Raw genomic sequence first — 21,326 nt, 5'->3', positions numbered from 1 at the left:
TGAAAAATAAAAGACAATGGGAAGTCTTTTTGTTTTAGATATTTTCTATGATTTTAATTAATATTGTATTTATAAGTGAAAAAATTTTTTGTATAATATAGCAGTATAATAAAGTTATTGTAAAGTTTTAGTGATTTTCATAAAGCGGAAAGAAGGATTATATTGCTAGATAAAATTTTGTTAGGTTTAAATAAAAATTTAACAAAAATAATAAAAACTTTTATCTTTTTTTGGTTATTATTATGTGTTTATCGTTTGATTTTTATTTGGGGTATGAGTGAATATCTCAGTGCGGATAGTGGACATAATTTAATACTTACAGCTATTTTTAGTGGGGCAAAATTAAGTCTACAAACAGCAGGTGGACTTACTTTATTTATGCTCATCGGTTTTATCGCTGAGGCTGTATGGCATAGATTGAAGTATTTTCGCTATATCTGTTCTTTTTTGGCATTATTTGTAACTACATTATTATTTATAGCAAGGTTTCCTTTTTATCAACAATTCCATAGCGGTTTCAATCAAATGTTATTTACAGCAATGCATGAAGATTTATATGCATTATTTATTTCTTTAGTAGAAGAATTTCAGTTGCCATTGAAATTGCTATTAGTAATTGTTCTAGTTGCTATCTTGAATTATGCTTTTAACAAATTTTTAGCTTATAATTTTAAATTTAAAAGATGGCAAATATTACCAGAGAAAATAAAAACAGTTTCCTTGCTCATGTGTGTATATGTTTTAGGTACATTATCCTTATATGGTGGCGGTTGGAGCTGGAAATCTGGTGTAAATTGGGAAAATGCAGGGATTACGAATGATACATTTTTAAATGAGTCTATTTTAGATGATTATCAGGCTATTTATCGGGCATATGCAAATCAGATGCGTATGGAAGCTTGTAATGGCCTTAGTTTTTCAGCACAAAATGTAAGGGATTTGGCAAAATCTTTGACTAATAAAGATGGCGGAAATGATTTAAGTGTATATTTAGCTAAAGAAGCTACGGGGGCTAAGCTAGAAAAACCAAAACATATTTTTGTGATTGTTTCAGAAAGCTATGCGAACTGGCCATTATTGGATAAATATAGCGATTTGCATATTGCCGATAATATGAAGAAAATAATCGCGGAAGATGACACGATTTATACTTCGCATATGTTGCCTAGTGGCTCAAGTACAGTAGGTGCCTTGATGACAATGGTTACAGGCATGGCAAATTCTAATTTATATTTGACTACTATGCCTGAAGCGTTGGCAAATCCTTATATCACGGCAACAGCTCCGCAGATGAAAAATTTAGGTTATGAAACAAGTTTTTGGTATTCTGGCCCTGCTACATGGGAAAATATTCAAGAATTTACATTAGCACAAGGCTTTGATAATTTTTATAGTAGAGGAAATATTGATCCTAATGCTACAGGTAGCGTATGGGGTGCTGATGATGAATATTTATATGATGCTATTTTTAAACAGATTGATGATGATAAAATGACTTTCTCGGTGATTTTAAATACATCCAATCATTCACCATTTAATATTGACTTGGAAAAAGTGGGCTTTGATGCTAGTAAGGTAGTCGAAGGATTGCCAGATAAAGAAAAAAATAATCAGGAATTAATCAAAGAACTCGGTCATTTTTGGTATGCAGATAAGATGGCAGGTGATTTCATCAATAAAGTAAAAGCAAAATATCCAGATAGCTTATTTATTTTTGTAGGTGACCATGCTGATAGATATAATATTGATAAAGTGCCTACTATGTATGAACGCTATAGCGTGCCACTTATCATCACAGGAAAGGGCATACAGAAAGATTTTCTACCAGAAGATATGGCGGGAAGTCAGATAGATATTATGCCAACAGTGATAGATTTAATAGCTCCAAAAGGTTTTACTTATTATAGTGTGGGTAAATCTTTAAGTGAAAATAAATTAGGTCAAAGTTATGCTTTTTGGATAACTGCTGATGCTATCGGCAATACTGATGATTTAATAGAAAAACCTCAGTATTTTGGTCGTGAAATCTTACCAGATAAGACTATATTAGAAAATTATATAAATGGTGTAAGAGCTACTTCTTGGTGGCTTGGCAAATATGGTACAATTATAGATGAAGCCTTGTTGCAGTAAAATAAGAATAAGGTATAATTATATAGAAAAATAAAAAAGATAGGGTGAATAATTTTGAGTAATTTAGAAGTTGGTATTGTAGGATTGCCAAATGTGGGTAAATCTACATTATTTAATGCTATTACAAAAGCAGGTGCAGAAGCAGCAAACTATCCATTTTGCACAATTGAACCAAATGTAGGTGTTGTAGATGTTCCTGATGAAAGATTAAAAGTTCTTCATGAAATGTACAATTCTAAAAAAACTACGCCTGCAAGTGTAAGCTTTGTTGATATTGCAGGTTTAGTAAAAGGTGCTTCTCGTGGTGAAGGTTTAGGAAATAAATTCTTATCCCATATTCGTCAAGTAGATGCAGTAGCTCATGTTGTACGTTGTTTTGCTAGTGGTGATATCACTCACGTTGAAGGTAGCGTAGATCCAATCCGTGATATTGAAATCATCAACACTGAACTTTGTTTAGCAGACCTTGATTCTGTAGAAAAACGTTTAGATAGAGTTTCTCGTACAGCTAAAAGCGGTAATAAAGAAGCTCGTGCTGAAGAAGCTGTTTTAGAAAAAGTAAAAAAAGTAGTAGAAGAAGCTATTCCAGCCCGTCAAGCAGAACTCAGTGAAGATGAATTAGAACTCATTAAAGATTTAAATTTATTGACTTTAAAACCTATTTTATATGTAGCTAATGTCAGTGAAGATGAAGCTGCTACTGCTGAAAATGATAACGAATATGTAGCAAAAGTAAAAGAATATGCTCAAAAAGAAAATGCAGGTGTAGTTGTAATTTCTGCTAAAGTTGAATCTGAAATTGCAGAACTTGATGAAGATGAAGCAAGAGAATTTTTATCTGATTTAGGACTTGAAGAATCTGGTCTTAATAAATTAATCAAAGCAGCTTTTAAATTATTAGGACTTATGACATTCTTGACTGCTGGTGAAGATGAATGTCGTGCATGGACTATTAAAATAGGAACAAAAGCACCACAGGCAGCAGGCAAAATTCACTCTGATATTGAACGTGGATTTATTCGTGCAGAAATCGTATCTTATGATGATTTAGTAGCTTCTGGAAGCGTAGCAGCAGCTCGTGAAAAAGGTCAAGTGCGTGTAGAAGGTAAAGATTATATCATGCAAGATGGCGATGTTACACATTTCCGTTTTAATGTTTAATCTATAAATAAATATAGGGAAGCATATTCCCTATATTTTATCTGGAGAATTTCAACAAAATTTAAATAATTTAATTAATTTATGAACAAATTATGAGTAAAGGAAGTGTTATTTATGCGTAAATTTAATTTAGTCGGTTTAGTCATGGCAATTTGTATTTTGTTTTCTTGCAGTCTAGTACAAGCACAGGATTTGAGAACAATTTCTGTAGATGGAAGCTCTACAATAAAAGTTGCTCCAGATAAAGCAACTATAAGTATTAGCATTGAAAATACTGCAAAAGATGCAAAATTAGCTTCAGCACAAAATGCTCAAATCATGCAAAAAATTCAAAATGCTATATTGGGATTAGCGATTACTAAAGATAAAATGCAGACGACAAATTATAATTTATATCCCGTATATAACACAAAAGACAATAGTAGAGAAATCACTGGCTATAGTGTGTCTAATGAAATAACAGTTACTATAGATGATATTGATATGGTAGGAACTGTAATTGATACAGCGATTAATGCTGGTGCTAGTAATGTAAATTCTATAGAATTTGGCTTGAAAGATAGCAAAATCTATAAAGATAAAGTATTACAGCAAGCAGTGTTGGATGCTAAGAGTAAAGCACAGGTTATTGCTAACAGTTTAGGAAAATCCATAATAAATGTAGTTAGCGTAAATACTGGTAATACTTATATTGAAGCTAGGAATTTTAGCAATGCTATGTATATGAAAGCAGCTGATGCTACAGGAGTAGCTTCACCTATTCAAAGTGGAGATATCAGCGTAAGAGCAAATGTATCAGTTGTTTTTGAGATGAATTGAATTAAAATAAATTAATTAAAGGAAATATGATTAAATAAAAAACGACTTTAGCTATATTAAAACTAAAGTCGTTTTTTTATTATAATTTTTCAGCTGCATATTTAATCAAGATATGAGCACTTTTGCGGTTTGTAGCAAGTGGAATATTATGAACGTCACAAATACGAAGAAGAGCATTGATATCAGGTTCATGAGGTTGAGCATTTAGTGGATCACGCATAAAAATTACATAATCAACTTTTTCAGTAGCTACCATAGCACCGATTTGTTGGTCACCACCTAATGGGCCAGACATCATAGTTTCAACATTTAAATGATATTTTTCATTGATTAATGTACCAGTTGTGCGAGTAGCTACAAGATGAAATTGTTTTAAAACATCAAGATGATTGCCGACAAATTCAAGCATTTCTTCTTTTTTCTGGTCATGGGCAATTAAAGCGATAGTTTTCATAATTAACACCTACTTAATAATTTAATTCCTCATCATTTGTTATGGAAGCAAAGAAAAGGAATATAGGGGAAAGATAAGACGTAAGAGGATTTCCATATATTAATCTTCTTTGTATCGACATAAACATTTAAGGGATATTATAAGTATAAACTATTTGACTTTTTTGGTAAAGAAAAATTCAGGTAAAATAATTGAGTGGTAAGTTATGAAAACTATTAATAAAATGCGTAGCTTATTGTATAATATTACTTTAAGTGTTGATAGAGCATATTTATTGCGGTATAATTATAAAAAGTGAATTAAGTTCATATTTTGAAGAGGTGTGGGTGTGTATCCTATTAATTTGATTTTGGATAATAAACCTTGTGTAGTCTTAGGTGGCGGACATGTAGCACTAAGAAAAGTAAAGGGTTTGTTAGATGCTAAAGCAAAGGTCACAGTTATTTCTCCAGAGATTGTAGCAGAATTGGCTAAATTAGTAGAGGAAAAACGCATTATTTGGCAAAAAAAATGCTATGAACAAGGAGATTTAGATGATTTTACTTTGGCTATTTGTGCTATAGGTAATGAAAAGATAAATGCGGAAGTTCAAAGGGAAGCAAAGCAAAAAAAAGTAATATTGAATGTAGTCGATAGATTGGAATTTTGTGATTTTGCTTTACCTGCAAAAATCAGAAGAGGTGATCTGTTAGTAACTTTTTCTACTAATGGAAAATCCCCAGCATTAGCAAAGTATTTGCGTTGCAAAATGGAACGAGAATTTGATGAAACATATGCTAAATGGCTAGATAGATTGGTGCAGTTGAGAAAAGAAGCTATTAAAACATTGCCTACAAGTGATGATCGTGAAATCTTTTGGCGTAGTGCTTTAAGTGATGATGTGATGGAACTTGTAAAAAATAAAAAATATGATGAAGCGGAGGCGAGCATAAGAGATGCAATTAGTAGTTTTAGGGCTTAATCATAAAACTGTATCTGTAGAAGTACGTGAAAGATTTACTATTTCTGTAGATAATATCAATAAAGGATTACGTCATTTAGATAATTATAATGGTATCAGTGAAGCTGTAATTTTATCTACTTGTAATCGTACAGAGATTTATGCTGTAGTGGACGATGCTGAGGAAAATATGCAAGATATAAAAGAATTTTTCTTTGCCCTTGCAGGTAGTGATGATGCTAAAGATGAGTATTTTTATTATTATGTGGATAAAGATTGCATAAAACATTTATTTGCAGTAGCTTCTAGTTTGGATTCACTCATTATTGGTGAAGGTCAGATATTGAGCCAAGTGAAGAAAGCTTATTCTATGGCAAGAGAAGCTCAGGCGACAAATACAATTTTAAATACTTTATTTCATCGTGCGATTACTACTGGAAAAAGAGTGCGTACAGAAACTAGAATTGCATATAATGCAGTATCGGTTAGTTATGCTGCCGTACAATTAGCTTTGAAGATTTTTGGCACTTTAGAACATAGCAATACACTTATCTATGGTGCAGGTCAAATGGCAGAACTCACTGCCCGTAATTTGATGGGCAAAGGTGCTCAAAAGATTTATGTAGCAAATAGACATTTTGATAAAGCACAGGAATTAGCTAGTAAATTTGGCGGTGAAGCAGTAGGTTTTCGTGAAGCCTTACGCAAAGCAAATGATGTGGATATCGTAGTAACTTCAACAGGAGCACCACATTATGTAGTAAAACCATGGGAAACACAGTTATTCATGTCTAAGCGAAAGGGCAGACCACTTGTTATCATTGATATAGCTGTTCCTCGTGATGTTGATCCAGATGTAGCGGAAATAAAAGGTGTAGAATTATATAATATCGATGATTTGGAAGCTGTAGTTGAAGATAATATTAAAGAACGTGAATATGAAGCATATCAAGCTCAAAAAATCATAGATGAAGAAGTTGATTCTATTTTAGAGCGTTTTCAATACTTATCTTGTCAGCCAGTAATGGCTCGTTTATCTACAAAAGCTGAACGCATTCGTCGTCGTGAAGTGAAAAGAGCGATGACTAAACTCGGTGATTTGAATGAAACTCAAATCAGAGAAATTGAACATATGTCGCATATGATTGTTCGTAAATTATTGCGTGAACCGATGATTAAATTAAATAGTTTTGCTGGAACACAGCAAGAAGATTATTATGTGAACGCTGTAACTAAGTTATTTAAAATAGATATATTAAAAGAGAGGGACGAGTAGTGCGTAAAAAAATAGTTATTGGTACACGTAGCAGTAAATTAGCTTTATGGCAAGCTGAATATGTGGCTGATCGTTTGCGTAAACAATATGAAGGATTAGAAATAGAACTAATGCATATTGTGACTAAAGGCGATAAAATTCTTGATGTGCCACTTGCTAAAATCGGTGGTAAAGGATTATTTACAAAAGAACTTGAAGTGGCAATGTTAGAAAAACGTGTAGATTTAGCAGTACATAGTTTAAAAGATATGCCAACTGTATTACCGAAAGGATTATCTTTGACTACGATAACTAAGCGTTTAGATTGTGGAGATGCTTTAGTTAGTCCAAAATATAAAACTTTAGAAAATTTACCGCAAGGGGCTAAAGTCGGAACATCTAGTCTTCGTCGCAAAGCTCAATTATTAAAAGCTCGTCCAGATTTAGATATTCATAGTCTTCGTGGTAATGTAAATACAAGACTTCGTAAACTCGAAGAAGAAAATTTTGATGCAATAGTCTTAGCTGTAGCAGGGCTTAAAAGATTGGGCTTTGGTGATAAAATAACACAGATTATTCCTCGTAAAATCTGTCTTCCTGCTGTAGGGCAAGGTGCTTTGGCTATAGAAACTAGAGAAGATGATGAAGAAATAAAACAGATGCTTCAATTTTTGCATGATGATAAAACTGCAGATGCGACAAAAGCAGAACGTAGTTTTTTAGCTCGTGTTGAAGGCGGTTGCCAAGTGCCAGTGGGTGTTTATGCTCAAGTTGAGGACGATGATAGATTATCAGTAGAAGCAGTAATTGGTTCTATTGATGGCAAATGTATAATTCGTGATAAAATCATAGGTTCAAGAAATGAAGCACAAGTTTTAGGAAAAAATTTGGCAGAAAAACTTTTAGCTAATGGTGGACTTGAGATTATGCAAAGCTTGGGTTTATGTTGTTTGGATAAAGCATAAATAAGTAATTGGGTATTAATTTATCTTTTGGAGGTTTTTATTAATGAATGGAATGGTTTATTTAGTAGGTGCAGGTCCTGGAGATTATCGCCTGATTACTTTAAAGGGCAAAGAATGTTTGGAAAAAGCCGATGTAGTCATTTGCGACTATTTAGCAGATAAACGCTTGATGGCTTTTGCTAGAGATGATGTCGAATATATTTATGTAGGTAAAAAAGCAGGCAATCATGCAATGCGTCAAGAAGATATCAGCCAACTTATCGCCGATAAAGCTAAAGAAGGAAAATGCGTGGTGCGTTTAAAAGGTGGCGATCCATTTGTATTTGGTCGTGGCGGTGAAGAAGCAGAAGTTTTAAAGAAAAATAATGTAGCTTTTGAAATCGTACCAGGTATCAGCTCTGCTATTGCAGCACCTGCTTATGCAGGTATTCCTGTGACTAATCGTAAAGTGGCAGTATCTTTTGCTGTAATCACAGGCCATGAAGATCCAACAAAGGGAAAATCTGATATAAATTGGGAAAAATTAGCTACCGCTGTAGATACATTAGTATTTTTGATGGGGGTAGGTAATTTACCACATATCACAAGTCAGTTGATTAAATACGGTAGAAGTGCAGATACGCCAGCTGCTTTAGTGCGTTGGGGTACAAAAGCAGAACAAGAAGTATTAGTGACTACAGTAGGTAATGCTGTAGAAGATGTAAAAAAACATAATTTAAAACCACCAGCAGTTTTTGTAGTCGGTAATGTAGTAAATTTACGTCAGACAATTCAATGGTTTGATAATAAACCATTATTTGGCAAAAATATCTTAGTTACAAGAGCTCGCGAACAGGCTTCTAAATTGACAACAGCATTAGAAGCTTTAGGTGCAAATTGTATCGAAGCTCCAGCTATAAAAATCACAACTCCTGATGATGATTTTGCAAGCTTAGATAAAGCTATCGCTAAAATCGGTGAATATGAATGGATTATCTTCACTAGTACAAATGGTGTAGATAGATTTTTTGCTCGTTTAAATGAAAAAGGATTAGATGTACGTAGTTTAAGAGATGCTAAAGTAGCAGCTATTGGTACATCTACTGCAAATAGATTGAAAAATTATGGTATCATCGCAGATAAAGTACCAACAATGTTTATGGCAGAAGGTATTTTAAATGTCTTAAAAGATGATATCAAAGAAGGCACAAAAGTTTTAATACCGAGAGCACAAAAAGCTCGCGAAGCTTTGCCAATAGGACTTCGTCAATTAGGTGCTATTGTAGATGTAGCAGAAACATATACTACAAAAATGGCAGATACAAATAAAGAAGAAATAAAAGCTTTATTGAAAGAACATAAAGTAGATATGGTAACATTTACAAGTTCATCCACAGTAGAAAATCTTTTAAAATTAATTGATGAAGATAAATCTTTATTAAATAATGTAGCTAAAGCAAGCATTGGCCCTATCACAGCCAATACTTGTAAAAACCATGGGCTTACAGTTGATGTAGAAGCCGATGTATATACTATAGATGGTTTAGTAGCAAAAATAAAAAATTTTGGATGGTGACTATTGATGAAACTCAATACTTTAAGACCACGCCGTTTGCGTTTAAATAACGCTGTTCGCGACATGGTTCGTGAAAATTCTTTATCTGTAAAAGATTTAGTTTATCCTATCTTTGTGGTTGCTGGTGAAAATGTAAAAGAAGAAATTCCTAGCATGCCAGAGGTATATCATCTTTCTGTAGATAATGCAGTAAAAGTAGCTAAAGAAGTTTATGAACTTGGAATACCAGCAATTGAAGTTTTTGGTCTTCCTGAATATAAAGATGAAATAGGTTCTAGTGCATGGGATTTAAATAGTCCTGTACAACGTGCTATGCGTGCGATTAAAGAAGCTGTGCCAAATCTCGTAATCATCGGTGATGTATGTCTTTGCCAATATACAACACATGGTCATTGCGGTCAGCTCTGTGGTCATGAAGTAGATAATGATGCTACTTTAAAATTATTAGCAAAAGTAGCTGTAAGCCAAGCACAAAGTGGTGCAGACATCATCGCTCCATCTGATATGATGGATGGTAGAATTGCAGTGCTTCGTGAAGCTTTAGATGAAGCTGGCTTTAAAAATGTATCTATCATGTCTTATGCAGTAAAATATGCTTCTGGATATTATGGACCATTCAGAGATGCAGCAGATTCTGCTCCTCAATTTGGTGATAGAAGAGCTTATCAGATGGATCCTGCTAATAGCCGTGAAGCGATGAAAGAAGTAGAACTTGATATGGAAGAAGGAGCAGATTTCATCATGGTAAAACCTGCTTTATGCTATCTCGATATCGTTCGTCAAGTTCGCGATAAAATCGATCGCCCTGTAGCTGTATATAATGTAAGTGGTGAATATTCCATGGTAAAAGCAGCAGCTCAAAATGGCTGGATTGATGAAAAACGCATCGTCATGGAAACACTTCTCAGTATGAAACGTGCAGGTGCAGATATCATCATCACATATCATGCTATTGATGTAGCAAAATGGTTAAAAGGTTAAATATTCATTTTTCTTTTGTTTAAAAGAAAAACGAACCAAAAAGAAAATACACCCGCGATATTGATTTTACTTTGGCAAAGATAAAATCATGTCTACAACGCTCTAAACTCGCTTCGCTCAAACAGTAGGACTAAAACCGTAGCCCTGATTTTATCTTTGCCAATAGCTTTTAGCTACCGTAAAAGTCTGCTAACGCGGGGAAGTTTGGTATTTATTAATAATACCGTACTATTAATTTCCGCATTATAAAATTTGAATGGTAACCTTTAGGTTATTGAAAATAATTATCGCTGAATACGTTTTTAGTCTGAATGTTTGAGCGAAGCGAGTTTCTAAGCGTTGTATGAAGCGATAATTATTTTCAAAGTTCAAATTTTATCTGCGGTGGCTTTCTTTGGTTCGTTTCTTTGCCATCAAAGAAATGAACACTTGTAATAATTCTTTTTTTATGCTAAAATATCATTCATGAGCAGTTTCTCATGTAAGACTGCGGTATTCGGGTCTCGCGCAATGGAGACTCATGAACCCCGCCAGGTCCGGAAGGGAGCAACGGTAAGTGATCATCTTCATGTGCCGTGAGGGCGCCTGAATACCGTGTTCTTACCTGAGAAGCTGCTTTTTTTATATCCAAAAATAGGAGGAGGAGCATTTATTATGGCTTATATGGCACTTTACCGAAAGTGGAGACCACAGGATTTTTCGGATCTTATAGGCCAAGAACATATCAGTGAAACTTTATCAAATGCCATAAATACAGGTAAAGTAGCTCATGCATATTTATTTTCTGGGCCACGTGGTACAGGAAAGACAAGCACAGCTAAGATTTTGGCAAAAGCTTTAAATTGCGAGCATGGACCGACACCAATACCTTGTAATCAATGTGTATGTTGTCAAAAGATAAATGATGGTTCATTCATGGATGTTTTTGAAATAGATGCGGCTTCTAATCGTGGTATTGATGAAATCCGTGATTTACGTGAAACTGTAAAATTCGCTCCTGTAGATGGTAAATATAAAGTATATATCATTGATGAAGTTCATATGTTGACGACAGAAGCTTTTAATGCTCTGTTGAAGACTTTAGAAGAACCACCATCTCATGTTGTATTTATTTTGGCAACGACAGAAGTGCATAAGGTGCCAATAACAATACAATCACGTTGTCAAAGATATGATTTTAAACGCATAACCAAAGATGATATCTTAAAGCGACTGGTGATGATTACCGATGAGATGGGATTAAATGCAGATAAAGATGCATTGTCTGTAATTGCTATCCAAGCCGATGGTGGTATGCGTGATGCACTTAGTTTGTTAGACCAATGCCTTGCTTTTACTAAAGATGAACTTACAGTCACTCAGGTAAGAAAAGTATTAGGGCTTGTCGGTCATGATTGGATATGGCAGATAACAGATGCTTTAGCTCAAAAAGATAGTCAAACTATTTTAACTGTCCTCGATGAGGTAATAGCTCAAGGTAAGGAAATAAAACAATTATTGAATGAATTGGTATTGCATTTCCGTTCAATTATGCTCTACAAAGCTTCAAATAAATTATTAAATTTAAATATGTATTTTGAAGATGAAGAAATATTAGCTCGTCAGGCCAAATCATTTACGCATGAGCAAATAATGCAAATCATTCAAAAAATACATGAAGCGATTAATGAAATAAAATGGGCAAGTCAACCTAGAATAACAGCAGAAGTTTTATTTTTAAAATTATGCTGGCAAGGCGAAGCTGAAGATAACAGTTCAGAAAAAATAATGCCAATGATAAATAATAATATATCTGCAGTAAACAACAAAGGTGCTTCAGAGGCTAAAATAATGGCATTAGAGCAGACTGTTTCTCGTTTGGATAGAATAGTGAAAGCATTAAGCAGTCAACTTGCCAATATGCAAGAAAAATATAAGACTGCATCTACAGGAAATACTCCAGTAAGTACGAATAATAATATAGAACAAATGCAAACAATGCCATTGCAACAACCGATGATGAAAGCAAAGGCAAATTCTATCAATAGTGGAAATAAAAATATTAATGTTAATGTGATGCCAATGGAAAATGCTGATGCTACAGCCATATGGCAAAATGTATTAGCAGGGCTTAATGCTCGTCGCAAAAAAGTTGTAGTGGCCTGCGTGAATAGGGCATTACCTTATCGCATAGCAGATAATCAATTTTTTATTCATTTTGATAGTCCATTTTTACAAGCTCGTACAGAAAAAGATGATTATCGTTTATTGATAGAAGATGTTTTACAAAATGTTACAGGTCATAATTTACGTTTAGTCTGTACTTGTGGAGATTTGAAAATAACGCAAATGCCACAAGCTAATAATTTTATAAATAATAATAATGACAATGTTGGTAAATTACAGGAAATAAAAGCACCAAAAGTAACAATCCCGATGATTGAAGATGAAGATGTATTACCGCAAGGTGATTATCAAGCAGATATACCAATGCCTACAGATGATGATTATGTAGATATAGCTTCTTCAGATGTCAATTATGATGATATGACTCCAGAAGGTAAACATACATTACAGACGGCGATTGAGATTTTTGGTGGAAAGATAATTCCTGAAAATAATAAATAAGATTGATAATTGACGATTTTATTTTATTTTGATACTCTAGATAGAGAAAAATATTTTATATGGAGGTATTTTGATGTTTAACCAAGGTAATATGGCTGGCATGATGAAAAAAGTTCAGAAAATGCAAGCTGATATGAAAAAAATGCAAGATGAACTCAAAAAGAAAACTGTTGAAGTAAGCGTTGGTGGCGGTGTTGTTAAAGTCGTTATGAACGGTGAAAAACAGATGCAATCCCTTGTTATTGATAAAGCTGCAGTAGACCCAGAAGATGTAGAAATGTTACAAGACCTTATTTTATCTGCTGTAAATCAAGCTATGGTAAAAGTAGATGAAATGATGGCTAGTGAAATGAGCAAATTAACTAGTGGTTTAAATCTTCCAGCTGGATTATTCTAATGAGATATATTGAGCCTATGGCTAAGCTAATAGAGCATTTTCGTGCTTTGCCAGGAATTGGTTCTAAGACAGCTGTACGCTTAGCATATCATATTTTAGACATGGAGCCTGCCCAAGCAAAAGCCTTGGCGCAGGCTATTATTGAAGCTAAAGAAAAAATAGGCTTTTGTAGTTGTTGTTTTAATCTCAGTGATACAGATCCTTGTGCTATCTGTACATCACCAAATAGAGATCATTCTACTATTTGTGTGGTTGAACAGCCCAAAGATGTAGTGGCCATGGAACGTATGCGAGATTATAAAGGTGTTTATCATGTATTACATGGTGCATTATCGCCGATTGAAGGAGTAGGGCCAGAGGATATTCATATCAAAGAATTATTAAATCGTTTGTATGATGATAAAGTGAAAGAAGTTATCATGGCTACAAATCCTAATATCGAAGGTGAAGCAACAGCTATGTACATTGCCAAATTATTGAAACCACTAGGCATAAAAGTAACAAGAATTGCTCATGGGCTTCCAGTTGGTGGCGATTTAGAATATGCAGATGAGGTAACTTTGGCTAAAGCTATTGAAAATCGTCGAGAAATGTAAGCTCATTAAGATAAAGGTTGTGATTTTATGATAGAATCTACATTAGTTATTGCATTTTTTGTTGGTCTATTAGTTTTATGTGCATTCACTAAAATCTTTTCTATGCCACTTAAAATTTTATGGAATTGTATTTATAATAGCATTATTGGTGCTATTGTTTTATATGTTATAAACTTTTTAGGTTTTGTTTATATTCCTATTAATTTTATAACGGCATTAATAGCGGGAATATTTGGTGTACCAGGTGTTTTGGTACTAGCGATTTATGCGATGTTATAAAAGCTACAGTTATTGACTGTAGCTTTTTTTAGATTAAATATAGATTAAAATTAGATATAATAGTTAATTAGATAATTGATTGATTATATTTTATATGTTAAAATAACTATAATTTAGATAGAAAATAACTATTAAAATAAAAGAGAGTGTGTATAATGAATTTCAAAAAAATATTAGCAATTGTGATGGTGTGTGTTTTTGCTTTTAGTGGTATCGGCATGGCAAAAGCAAAATCTGGTGGAGGCGGTTTTAAAGCTTCAGCTAGTACAACAAAATCTTTGACTCCATCTACAAAATCAACAACAACTACAACACCAAAAACAGATGCTCCAAAATCCAATGCTACAGAAGCACCTAAGTCTAACGCAACTACAAATAATACGACAAATAATGCAAGTACAAATACTGCCAATAAAACAAATACTACAAATAACACTGCAAATACTGCTAATAATCAGCAGTCTGGTAGTCGTTGGGGTAGTGCATTGAGAAATATTGGCTTATTTGCTGGTGGTATGTTTTTAGGTAGCATGCTCAGTAATATGTTTGGTTTTGGCGGTTTCATGGGTGATATTTTAGGTTTAATTGCCAATGTGGTACTTATCGGTATCGTAGTAATGGTGATTATGGCTATTTACCGTAAACTTTTTGGCAAAAAAAATGAAACTAATGCTTATGCTAGTAGCAGATATGCTGAAGATAATTTCCGTTGTCCTAATTGTGGATGGATGGCTCTAGATAGAAATAATCCACCAAAATTCTGCCCTGAATGTGGAAACCGTTTAAATGGTGCAAATCAAAGTGAATATCAGCAGTATAACCAATATACAAATGAACAGGATGCAGAGTATACTGAGTCTAAAAGTGGGAAAATAATAGATATTACGCCACCAAAAGATAAAAATAAATTTTAATTAAATAATGATTTTATGTATAAAAGCGACACTATTTAAAGGTGTCGTTTTTTATTTTTTAGATAAAATTTGCCTAGATGTGATAAAATGAGAATTGTTTATATTTAGGAGGCGATAAATTTGAATGTATCACAAGCAAAAAAAGGGAAATCTTATATTGTAAAAAAAGTGAACTTAGAAGGCAATATTGAACGTCGTCTAGAAATGTTAGGCATGACAGACCAAGTAAAACTTACAGTTTTGAATAAAAAAAATCAAGGTGCTGTAATTATAAAAGTACGTGGCACTCGTTTTGCCATAGGTAAAGAAATAGCAGATGCTATAGAAATCGAGGAATTAGAAAATGAGTAAAGATGTTCATGTAGCTTTTATTGGCAATCCTAATTGTGGGAAAACTACTTTATTTAATGCTTATACAGGTGCACATCTAAAAGTAGCCAATTGGCCTGGTGTAACTGTAGAGAAAAAAGAAGGTGCAATGCAATTCCATAATGAAAATTATAAATTGGTGGATTTGCCAGGTATTTATAGTTTGACTTCTTATACTATGGAAGAGCAAGTATCTCGTCAATATATATTAGATGATGAGGTTGATATAGTTGTAGATGTAGCAGATGCTTCTTCTTTAGAACGAAATTTATATTTAGCTCTACAACTTATTGAATTGGGAAAACCGATGGTTTTAGCCTTGAATATGATGGATATTGTTGAAGAACGAGGTATGGATATCGATTTTCATAGATTGCCAGAAATGCTAGGGATACCAGTAGTTCCTGTTAGTGCTAGAAAAAAACGTGGTCTGGAAATCTTAATGCATGCAGTAGCTCATCATCAGGGTAAAAAAGTTAAAGACAAAATAGAACATCATCATGATGAAGAAATTTTAAATCGTAAACACAGACATAATCATCATAAAGATTGTGTAGTTGTTTATAGCGATGAAATCGAGGATAAAATCGATATTATCGAGGAAGCTCTCGTTGAAAAATATGGTCAATTACCGAATTTGCGTTGGCACGCTATCAAGGAATTAGCTCAAGATAAGGAAATAATTGAAAAATATCCTTTGGATTTGCCCGATGTATTGGATAGAAGTTATGAAAAGGATATCATCAAGCAAAAATATGACTTTATCGAAGAGATAATACAAGAAGTATTGGTAAATAAGGATAAAGAAGCACGCTCTACAGATAGAATAGATGTTGTGCTTACTGATAATGTATGGGGTATTCCTATATTTTTGGCTATCATGGCATTTATATTCTTTTTAACTTTTACTATAGGTGATATTTTCAAAAATTATTTGGTAGAAGGCATTGATATTGTAAGTAATAATTTAATGGCGATATTAGAGTCTATCAATGTAAGTCCAGTGATATCTTCATTGCTGATTGATGGAGCAATAGCTGGTATAGGTGGTATATTAGCATTCTTGCCGAATATCTTCATTTTGTTTTTGGCTTTAGCTGTATTAGAAGATAGTGGATATATGTCGCGTGTAGCCTATGTCATGGATTCCGTGATGGGCAAAATCGGTTTATCAGGTAGAGCATTTATTCCTTTATTATTGGGTTTTGGTTGTTCAGTGCCAGCGATTATGGCATCAAGAGCCTTAGAAGATCCGAAAGATAGATTGCGTACTATTTTGGTGACTCCATTTATGTCATGTAGTGCTAGACTTCCAATATATATTTTATTTTCAGGAATGTTTTTCCCAGAATATGCGATGTTTGTAGCTTTTTCTATGTATGTAATCGGCATAGTCATGGCGATAATCATAGCTAAAATCTTTTATAAGGTGAGCGATAAGAGCGATAAAAAAGTATTGTTGATAGAACTTCCAGAATATAAATCACCAAATGTAATGTCTATATTCTTATATGCTTGGGAAAAAGTTAAATCGTATTTAGCCAAAGCAGGTACAACTATTTTTGTAGCTTCAATTATTATTTGGTTTATTTTAAACTTTAATTTCTCCGGCATGGTAGAAATTGGAGATAGTTTTGGAGCTCAAATAGGTAGATTGATAGCACCGCTTTTAGTTCCAGCTGGACTTGGTTTGTGGCAGATAGCAGTGGCTTTGATATCTGGTATCGCTGCTAAAGAAATAGTTGTAGCAAGTTTAAGTGTATTGTATGGTATTTTAAATATCAATTCAGTAGAAGGTATGAATACTTTAGTTGGACAATTAGCACAAGTTGGTTTCCATGAGCTAAATGCTTATGTATTGATGGTATTTTGTTTATTATATACTCCATGTATAGCTAGTATCGTGACGATAAAAAAAGAAACTAATTCTAATAAATGGACTTGTTTTGCTATAGTCTTTCAATTATTAGTAGCTTATGTAGTAGCCGTACTTATTTACCAGATTGTAAGTAGAATAATTTATTAATGATAAAATATAAGTAAAATTTTTATTTAGAATTGAATTATGTTGAACAGTACTGATGAGAGTTTTTCATTTTTAATATTTATTGGAAAAACTTTTATTGGTGCTGTTTTTATTTTTATTTATAAAATATATGGGAATAGTTGTATAATAGATATTATTGAGAGCGATTTTCATGATATAATATAAATAAAATATGATTAGTAAAGGTGTAAATATGGAATATAAATATAAGTTTTTTGCTTATTTACCACAAGAAGCGAAAGATATACGTACAGAAGTATTTGTGAATGAACAAAAATTTGAAAATGAATTTGATGATATAGATGATATTGCGTATCATTTAATTATTTGGAATGGAGCAAAAGCTATAGCAAATGCAAGATTATATCGAGATGATAAGCAGGAAAATTCATATATAATAGGCAGATTAGCTGTGCTTAAATCATATCGCAATTGTCATATAGGCAGTGAATTAATGCGTTTATTAGAAGAAAAGGTGAAAACTTTATCAGGTAAAAAAATCAGCTTATCGGCACAGTGCAGAGCAAGAGCTTTTTATGAAAAACTAGGTTATAAAGCTAGTGGTGAGATTTATTTAGATGAATATTGTCCACATGTACATATGGAAAAATTAATAAATGATAAATAAAATATTAAAAAAATAAAGGAAGGATATGATTTTGTGAGAATTATAGGAATTATAATTATCATAGTAGTATTAGGATTTTTTGGTGGATATGGAATAATGCACTCTCAACTAGATAATAGTATCGGTTCTAAAGAAGCAAAAAATATTATTCCTATGGATAATAAAACGGAACAACAATTACAAGAGTCACCAAATAATTTAAAAGTTGAAAAATCAGGTACGATTTCTAAAGAACAAGCTGAAACTATTGTTTTAGATAATGCTGATATACAGGCAAAGGATATCAGTAAATTAAAGACTAAAATAGAGAATTATTATGGTAAAGATATTTATGATATTGAATTTTATGCTGATAATAAAAAATATGATTATAATGTAGATATGTATGGCGGAGAAATTCTAGCTATGGATTATGAGATTGATAAAAAATATTATGCCAAATTAAAGGGCAAATCCATAGATGAAGAAGAAGCGAAAGCATTAGTAGTAGCTCAAATACCAAATGTGGATGCTCAAAGTATTAGATTGAATTTAGAACATGACGATGATTATTTACAATATGAAGGTATGGTACAAGTAGATGGTATTTTATACGAATTTACGATAGATAAAAATACAGGAACTTTTGTAGAATGGAAATGGAAGAAAAATAAATAAAAATAAGCTATAGCAATTTCTGCTATAGCTTATTTTTTATGAGTTAATATTAACCTTTAACAACGATATTAACAAGTTTTTTAGGAACGCTGATTACTTTAACGATAGTTTTACCTTCAATTAAGCCTTTGATTTTTTCATCAGCAAGAGCGATTTCTTGTTGTTTTTCGCGAGTTGCAGAAGAAGAAACCATTATTTTGCTACGTAATTTACCATTGATTTGAACAACAACTTCAACTTCATCAGCAATAGTAGCTTTAGGATCAAATGTTGGCCATGTAGTATGATGTACACTGCCTTCTTGACCGATTTGTTGCCAGAGTTCTTCAGTAACATGTGGAGCAAATGGTGCTAAGAGTTTAATTAAGTTAACAACTACTTCACGAGCAAGACCTGCATTTAAGTTGCCATCTTTGAATGTGTAGAAAGCATTTACAAGTTCCATGATGGAGCTAATTGCAGTATTGAATGTACCGCGAGTACCGATATCTTCAGTTACTTTTTCAATAGTAACATTTAAAATACGGAATAATTCTTTTTCTTCTTTAGTGAGTGCAGTTACATCAAAAGCAGGATTTTCTTTGATTTTATCAGCATAAGAAAGAACAATTCTCCATACACGCTGAATGAAACGCCAAGCACCTTCAACACCTTGGTCACTCCATTCAAGGTCACGTTCTGGTGGTGCAGCAAATAAGATGAAGAGACGAGCTGTATCAGCACCATATTTTTTGATGATTTCTTCAGGAGATACTACGTTTCCTTTAGATTTGCTCATTTTGGAACCATCTTTGATAACCATACCTTGAGTTAAAAGATTTGTAAATGGTTCGTCGAATTCTACAAGACCTGCATCTTTTAATACTTTGGTGAAGAAACGGGAATATAATAAGTGTAAGATAGCATGTTCAATACCACCGATATATTGGTCAACAGGGAGCCAATAATTGATAGCATCTTTGCTAAATGGAGCTTTATCATTATGTGGATCAGAATAACGCATATAATACCAGGAAGAACAGATGAATGTATCCATAGTATCTGTTTCGCGTTTTGCAGGAGCACCGCATTTTGGACATGTGCAATTTACGAAATCTTCAGCTTGAGCAAGTGGAGAAGTGGCACCAGTTTCGAATTTTACATCTTTTGGTAATTTTACAGGTAATTGTTCTTCAGGAACGAGTACTTCACCGCAATGAGGGCAGTAAATAATAGGAATTGGAGCACCCCAATAGCGTTGACGGGAGATGAGCCAATCACGTAAACGATAATTTACACGACGTTTGCCGAGATTGTTTTCTTCGAGCCAATCAATCATAGCAGTGATAGCTTTACGGTTGTTCATACCTGTAAATTGACCAGATTCGATGAGTTCGCCATCTTCAACGTAAGCATTTTCCATAGTTTCAAGAGTTAAATTATGTTCTTTATTTTGAATAACAATTTTCATTGGTAAATTGTATTTTTTAGCGAACATAAAGTCACGTTCATCATGAGTTGGAACACCCATGACAGCACCAGTACCATATTCAAAGAGTACATAGTTTGTTACCCATACAGGAACTTTTTCACCGTTAAATGGATTGATAGCATAAACACCAGTGAACATACCTTTTTTCTCAGATTCACTAGAAGTACGTTCGATTTCATTCATGTTATGAACTTCTTCGATGAATTTTAAGATTTCTTGTTCATTTTCTTTACCTTTGATGAATTTTTTTACAAGTGGATGTTCTGCTGCAAGTACAACGTAAGATACACCAAATACAGTATCTGGGCGAGTTGTATAAACAGGAATTTTTTCATTATATTCAGGTACATCAAAGCTAAATTCAGCACCTTCACTACGACCAATCCAGTTATCCTGCATGATTTTTACGCGGTTTGGCCAGCCTTTGAGTTTATCGAGGTCCTTTAATAAAACATCAGCATAATCTGTAATTTTTAAGAACCATTGTTCGAGGTCTTTTTTCACTACAGTATTATCACAACGCCAACATTTGCCATCAATAACTTGTTCATTAGCAAGTACTGTGTGACAAGTTTCACACCAGTTAGCAGAAGCTTTTTTCTTATAAGCTAAACCTTTTTTATAGAATAATTCAAAGAGCCATTGAGTCCATTTGTAATAATCTTCATGACAAGTAGCGACTTTTCTATCCCAGTCATAAGAAAGGCCCATTTCTTTTTGTTGACGAGTCATATTTGCCATATTGTCTTCTGTCCAATCAGAAGGACTGATGCCATGTTTGATAGCAGCATTTTCTGCAGGCATACCAAATGCGTCAAAGCCCATTGGATGAAGAACGTTGAAACCATTCATAGTTTTATAACGAGCAATAACATCACCGATAGAGTAATTGCGAACATGTCCCATATGTAAATTACCAGATGGGTAAGGGAACATTTCAAGTACATAATATTTTGGTTTGTTAGGGTCCATATTAATCTGGTAAGCTTTAGTTTCGTCCCAGATTTTTTGCCATTTTTTTTCAATGGATTGAGGACAATATTTTTCCATAAAATTAACACTCCTATACTGTTTTTGGACATTAAAAAAGTCCCTGGC

The 21,326-nt window shown here is 33.3% G+C and carries 19 protein-coding genes and 1 other RNA gene; 18 read left to right on the top strand and 2 right to left on the bottom strand.

All coding sequences use genetic code 11. From position 1 onward, the window contains the following. Positions 1–177 precede the first annotated feature (177 nt). The 3 genes from Q5I67_RS06925 to Q5I67_RS06915 all read left to right on the top strand — a co-directional run bounded on the left by Q5I67_RS06925 (position 178) and on the right by Q5I67_RS06915 (position 4,113). A complete protein-coding gene (locus Q5I67_RS06925) occupies positions 178–2,133 on the top strand; it encodes an LTA synthase family protein (protein WP_302486837.1) in 1,956 nt (651 codons plus the stop codon). Positions 2,134–2,187: 54 nt separating this feature from the next. Beyond that, a complete protein-coding gene (gene ychF, locus Q5I67_RS06920) occupies positions 2,188–3,294 on the top strand; it encodes a redox-regulated ATPase YchF (protein ID WP_296923009.1) in 1,107 nt (368 codons plus the stop codon). Positions 3,295–3,408: 114 nt separating this feature from the next. Beyond that, positions 3,409–4,113, top strand: coding sequence for an SIMPL domain-containing protein (locus Q5I67_RS06915; protein WP_302486836.1), 705 nt, complete (start codon positions 3,409–3,411; stop codon positions 4,111–4,113). Positions 4,114–4,192: 79 nt separating this feature from the next. Here the strand turns inward: Q5I67_RS06915 and Q5I67_RS06910 are convergent, their stop codons facing one another. Then, positions 4,193–4,567, bottom strand: a complete 375-nt coding sequence (locus Q5I67_RS06910; protein WP_296897425.1) for a methylglyoxal synthase — start codon at positions 4,565–4,567, stop codon at positions 4,193–4,195. Between the two features lie 328 nt (positions 4,568–4,895). On the opposite strand from Q5I67_RS06910, the gene Q5I67_RS06905 reads away from it, so the two are divergent. From Q5I67_RS06905 to Q5I67_RS06835, 15 genes are all read left to right on the top strand, one after another. Then, positions 4,896–5,528 carry a bifunctional precorrin-2 dehydrogenase/sirohydrochlorin ferrochelatase gene (locus Q5I67_RS06905; RefSeq protein ID WP_302486835.1) on the top strand — a complete coding sequence of 211 codons (633 nt, stop codon included), beginning with the start codon at positions 4,896–4,898 and terminating at the stop codon, positions 5,526–5,528. Beyond that, positions 5,503–6,783 (top strand): glutamyl-tRNA reductase, encoded by a 1,281-nt coding sequence (gene hemA, locus Q5I67_RS06900; protein WP_302486834.1) that lies wholly within the window; start codon positions 5,503–5,505, stop codon positions 6,781–6,783. Before Q5I67_RS06905 ends, hemA begins: the two co-directional genes overlap by 26 nt. Further along, positions 6,783–7,727 (top strand): hydroxymethylbilane synthase, encoded by a 945-nt coding sequence (gene hemC, locus Q5I67_RS06895; RefSeq protein ID WP_302486833.1) that lies wholly within the window; start codon positions 6,783–6,785, stop codon positions 7,725–7,727. Before hemA ends, hemC begins: the two co-directional genes overlap by 1 nt. A gap of 43 nt (positions 7,728–7,770) precedes the next feature. Then, the gene (gene cobA / locus Q5I67_RS06890) at positions 7,771–9,282 is read left to right on the top strand and encodes a uroporphyrinogen-III C-methyltransferase (protein WP_296923398.1); all 1,512 of its coding nucleotides are present in this window, start codon (positions 7,771–7,773) and stop codon (positions 9,280–9,282) included. A gap of 6 nt (positions 9,283–9,288) precedes the next feature. Continuing rightward, positions 9,289–10,263 (top strand): porphobilinogen synthase, encoded by a 975-nt coding sequence (gene hemB, locus Q5I67_RS06885; RefSeq protein ID WP_296923401.1) that lies wholly within the window; start codon positions 9,289–9,291, stop codon positions 10,261–10,263. 494 nt (positions 10,264–10,757) lie between these two features. Next, positions 10,758–10,857: signal recognition particle sRNA small type (ffs, locus tag Q5I67_RS06880), an RNA gene on the top strand. A gap of 60 nt (positions 10,858–10,917) precedes the next feature. After that, complete coding sequence (dnaX, locus tag Q5I67_RS06875; protein ID WP_302486832.1) at positions 10,918–12,870, top strand: DNA polymerase III subunit gamma/tau; 1,953 nt, start codon at positions 10,918–10,920, stop codon at positions 12,868–12,870. Positions 12,871–12,943: 73 nt separating this feature from the next. Then, on the top strand, positions 12,944–13,267 hold the full coding sequence (locus Q5I67_RS06870; protein ID WP_008539847.1) for a YbaB/EbfC family nucleoid-associated protein: 324 nt from the start codon (positions 12,944–12,946) through the stop codon (positions 13,265–13,267). Further along, a complete protein-coding gene (recR, locus tag Q5I67_RS06865) occupies positions 13,267–13,863 on the top strand; it encodes a recombination mediator RecR (protein WP_302486831.1) in 597 nt (198 codons plus the stop codon). The genes Q5I67_RS06870 and recR overlap by 1 nt, the downstream gene beginning before the upstream one ends. Before the next feature lie 27 nt (positions 13,864–13,890). After that, on the top strand, positions 13,891–14,142 hold the full coding sequence (locus tag Q5I67_RS06860; protein WP_296898921.1) for a pro-sigmaK processing inhibitor BofA family protein: 252 nt from the start codon (positions 13,891–13,893) through the stop codon (positions 14,140–14,142). A gap of 155 nt (positions 14,143–14,297) precedes the next feature. After that, on the top strand, positions 14,298–15,056 hold the full coding sequence (locus Q5I67_RS06855; RefSeq protein ID WP_302486830.1) for a zinc ribbon domain-containing protein: 759 nt from the start codon (positions 14,298–14,300) through the stop codon (positions 15,054–15,056). A gap of 120 nt (positions 15,057–15,176) precedes the next feature. Next, positions 15,177–15,407 (top strand): FeoA domain-containing protein, encoded by a 231-nt coding sequence (locus Q5I67_RS06850; protein ID WP_296898917.1) that lies wholly within the window; start codon positions 15,177–15,179, stop codon positions 15,405–15,407. After that, the gene (gene feoB, locus Q5I67_RS06845) at positions 15,400–17,451 is read left to right on the top strand and encodes a ferrous iron transport protein B (protein ID WP_302486829.1); all 2,052 of its coding nucleotides are present in this window, start codon (positions 15,400–15,402) and stop codon (positions 17,449–17,451) included. Before Q5I67_RS06850 ends, feoB begins: the two co-directional genes overlap by 8 nt. Before the next feature lie 193 nt (positions 17,452–17,644). Beyond that, positions 17,645–18,100, top strand: a complete 456-nt coding sequence (locus Q5I67_RS06840; RefSeq protein WP_296922511.1) for a GNAT family N-acetyltransferase — start codon at positions 17,645–17,647, stop codon at positions 18,098–18,100. A gap of 33 nt (positions 18,101–18,133) precedes the next feature. Further along, on the top strand, positions 18,134–18,757 hold the full coding sequence (locus Q5I67_RS06835; protein ID WP_302486828.1) for a PepSY domain-containing protein: 624 nt from the start codon (positions 18,134–18,136) through the stop codon (positions 18,755–18,757). A gap of 49 nt (positions 18,758–18,806) precedes the next feature. Here the strand turns inward: Q5I67_RS06835 and leuS are convergent, their stop codons facing one another. Beyond that, positions 18,807–21,278, bottom strand: coding sequence for a leucine--tRNA ligase (gene leuS / locus Q5I67_RS06830; RefSeq protein WP_302486827.1), 2,472 nt, complete (start codon positions 21,276–21,278; stop codon positions 18,807–18,809). Positions 21,279–21,326: the final 48 nt, after the last annotated feature.

It is taken from the genome of uncultured Megamonas sp. (assembly GCF_958438645.1).
In the GTDB taxonomy this organism is placed as follows: Bacteria; Bacillota; Negativicutes; order Selenomonadales; family Selenomonadaceae; genus Megamonas.
This window is presented reverse-complemented; position numbering and strand designations above follow the sequence as displayed.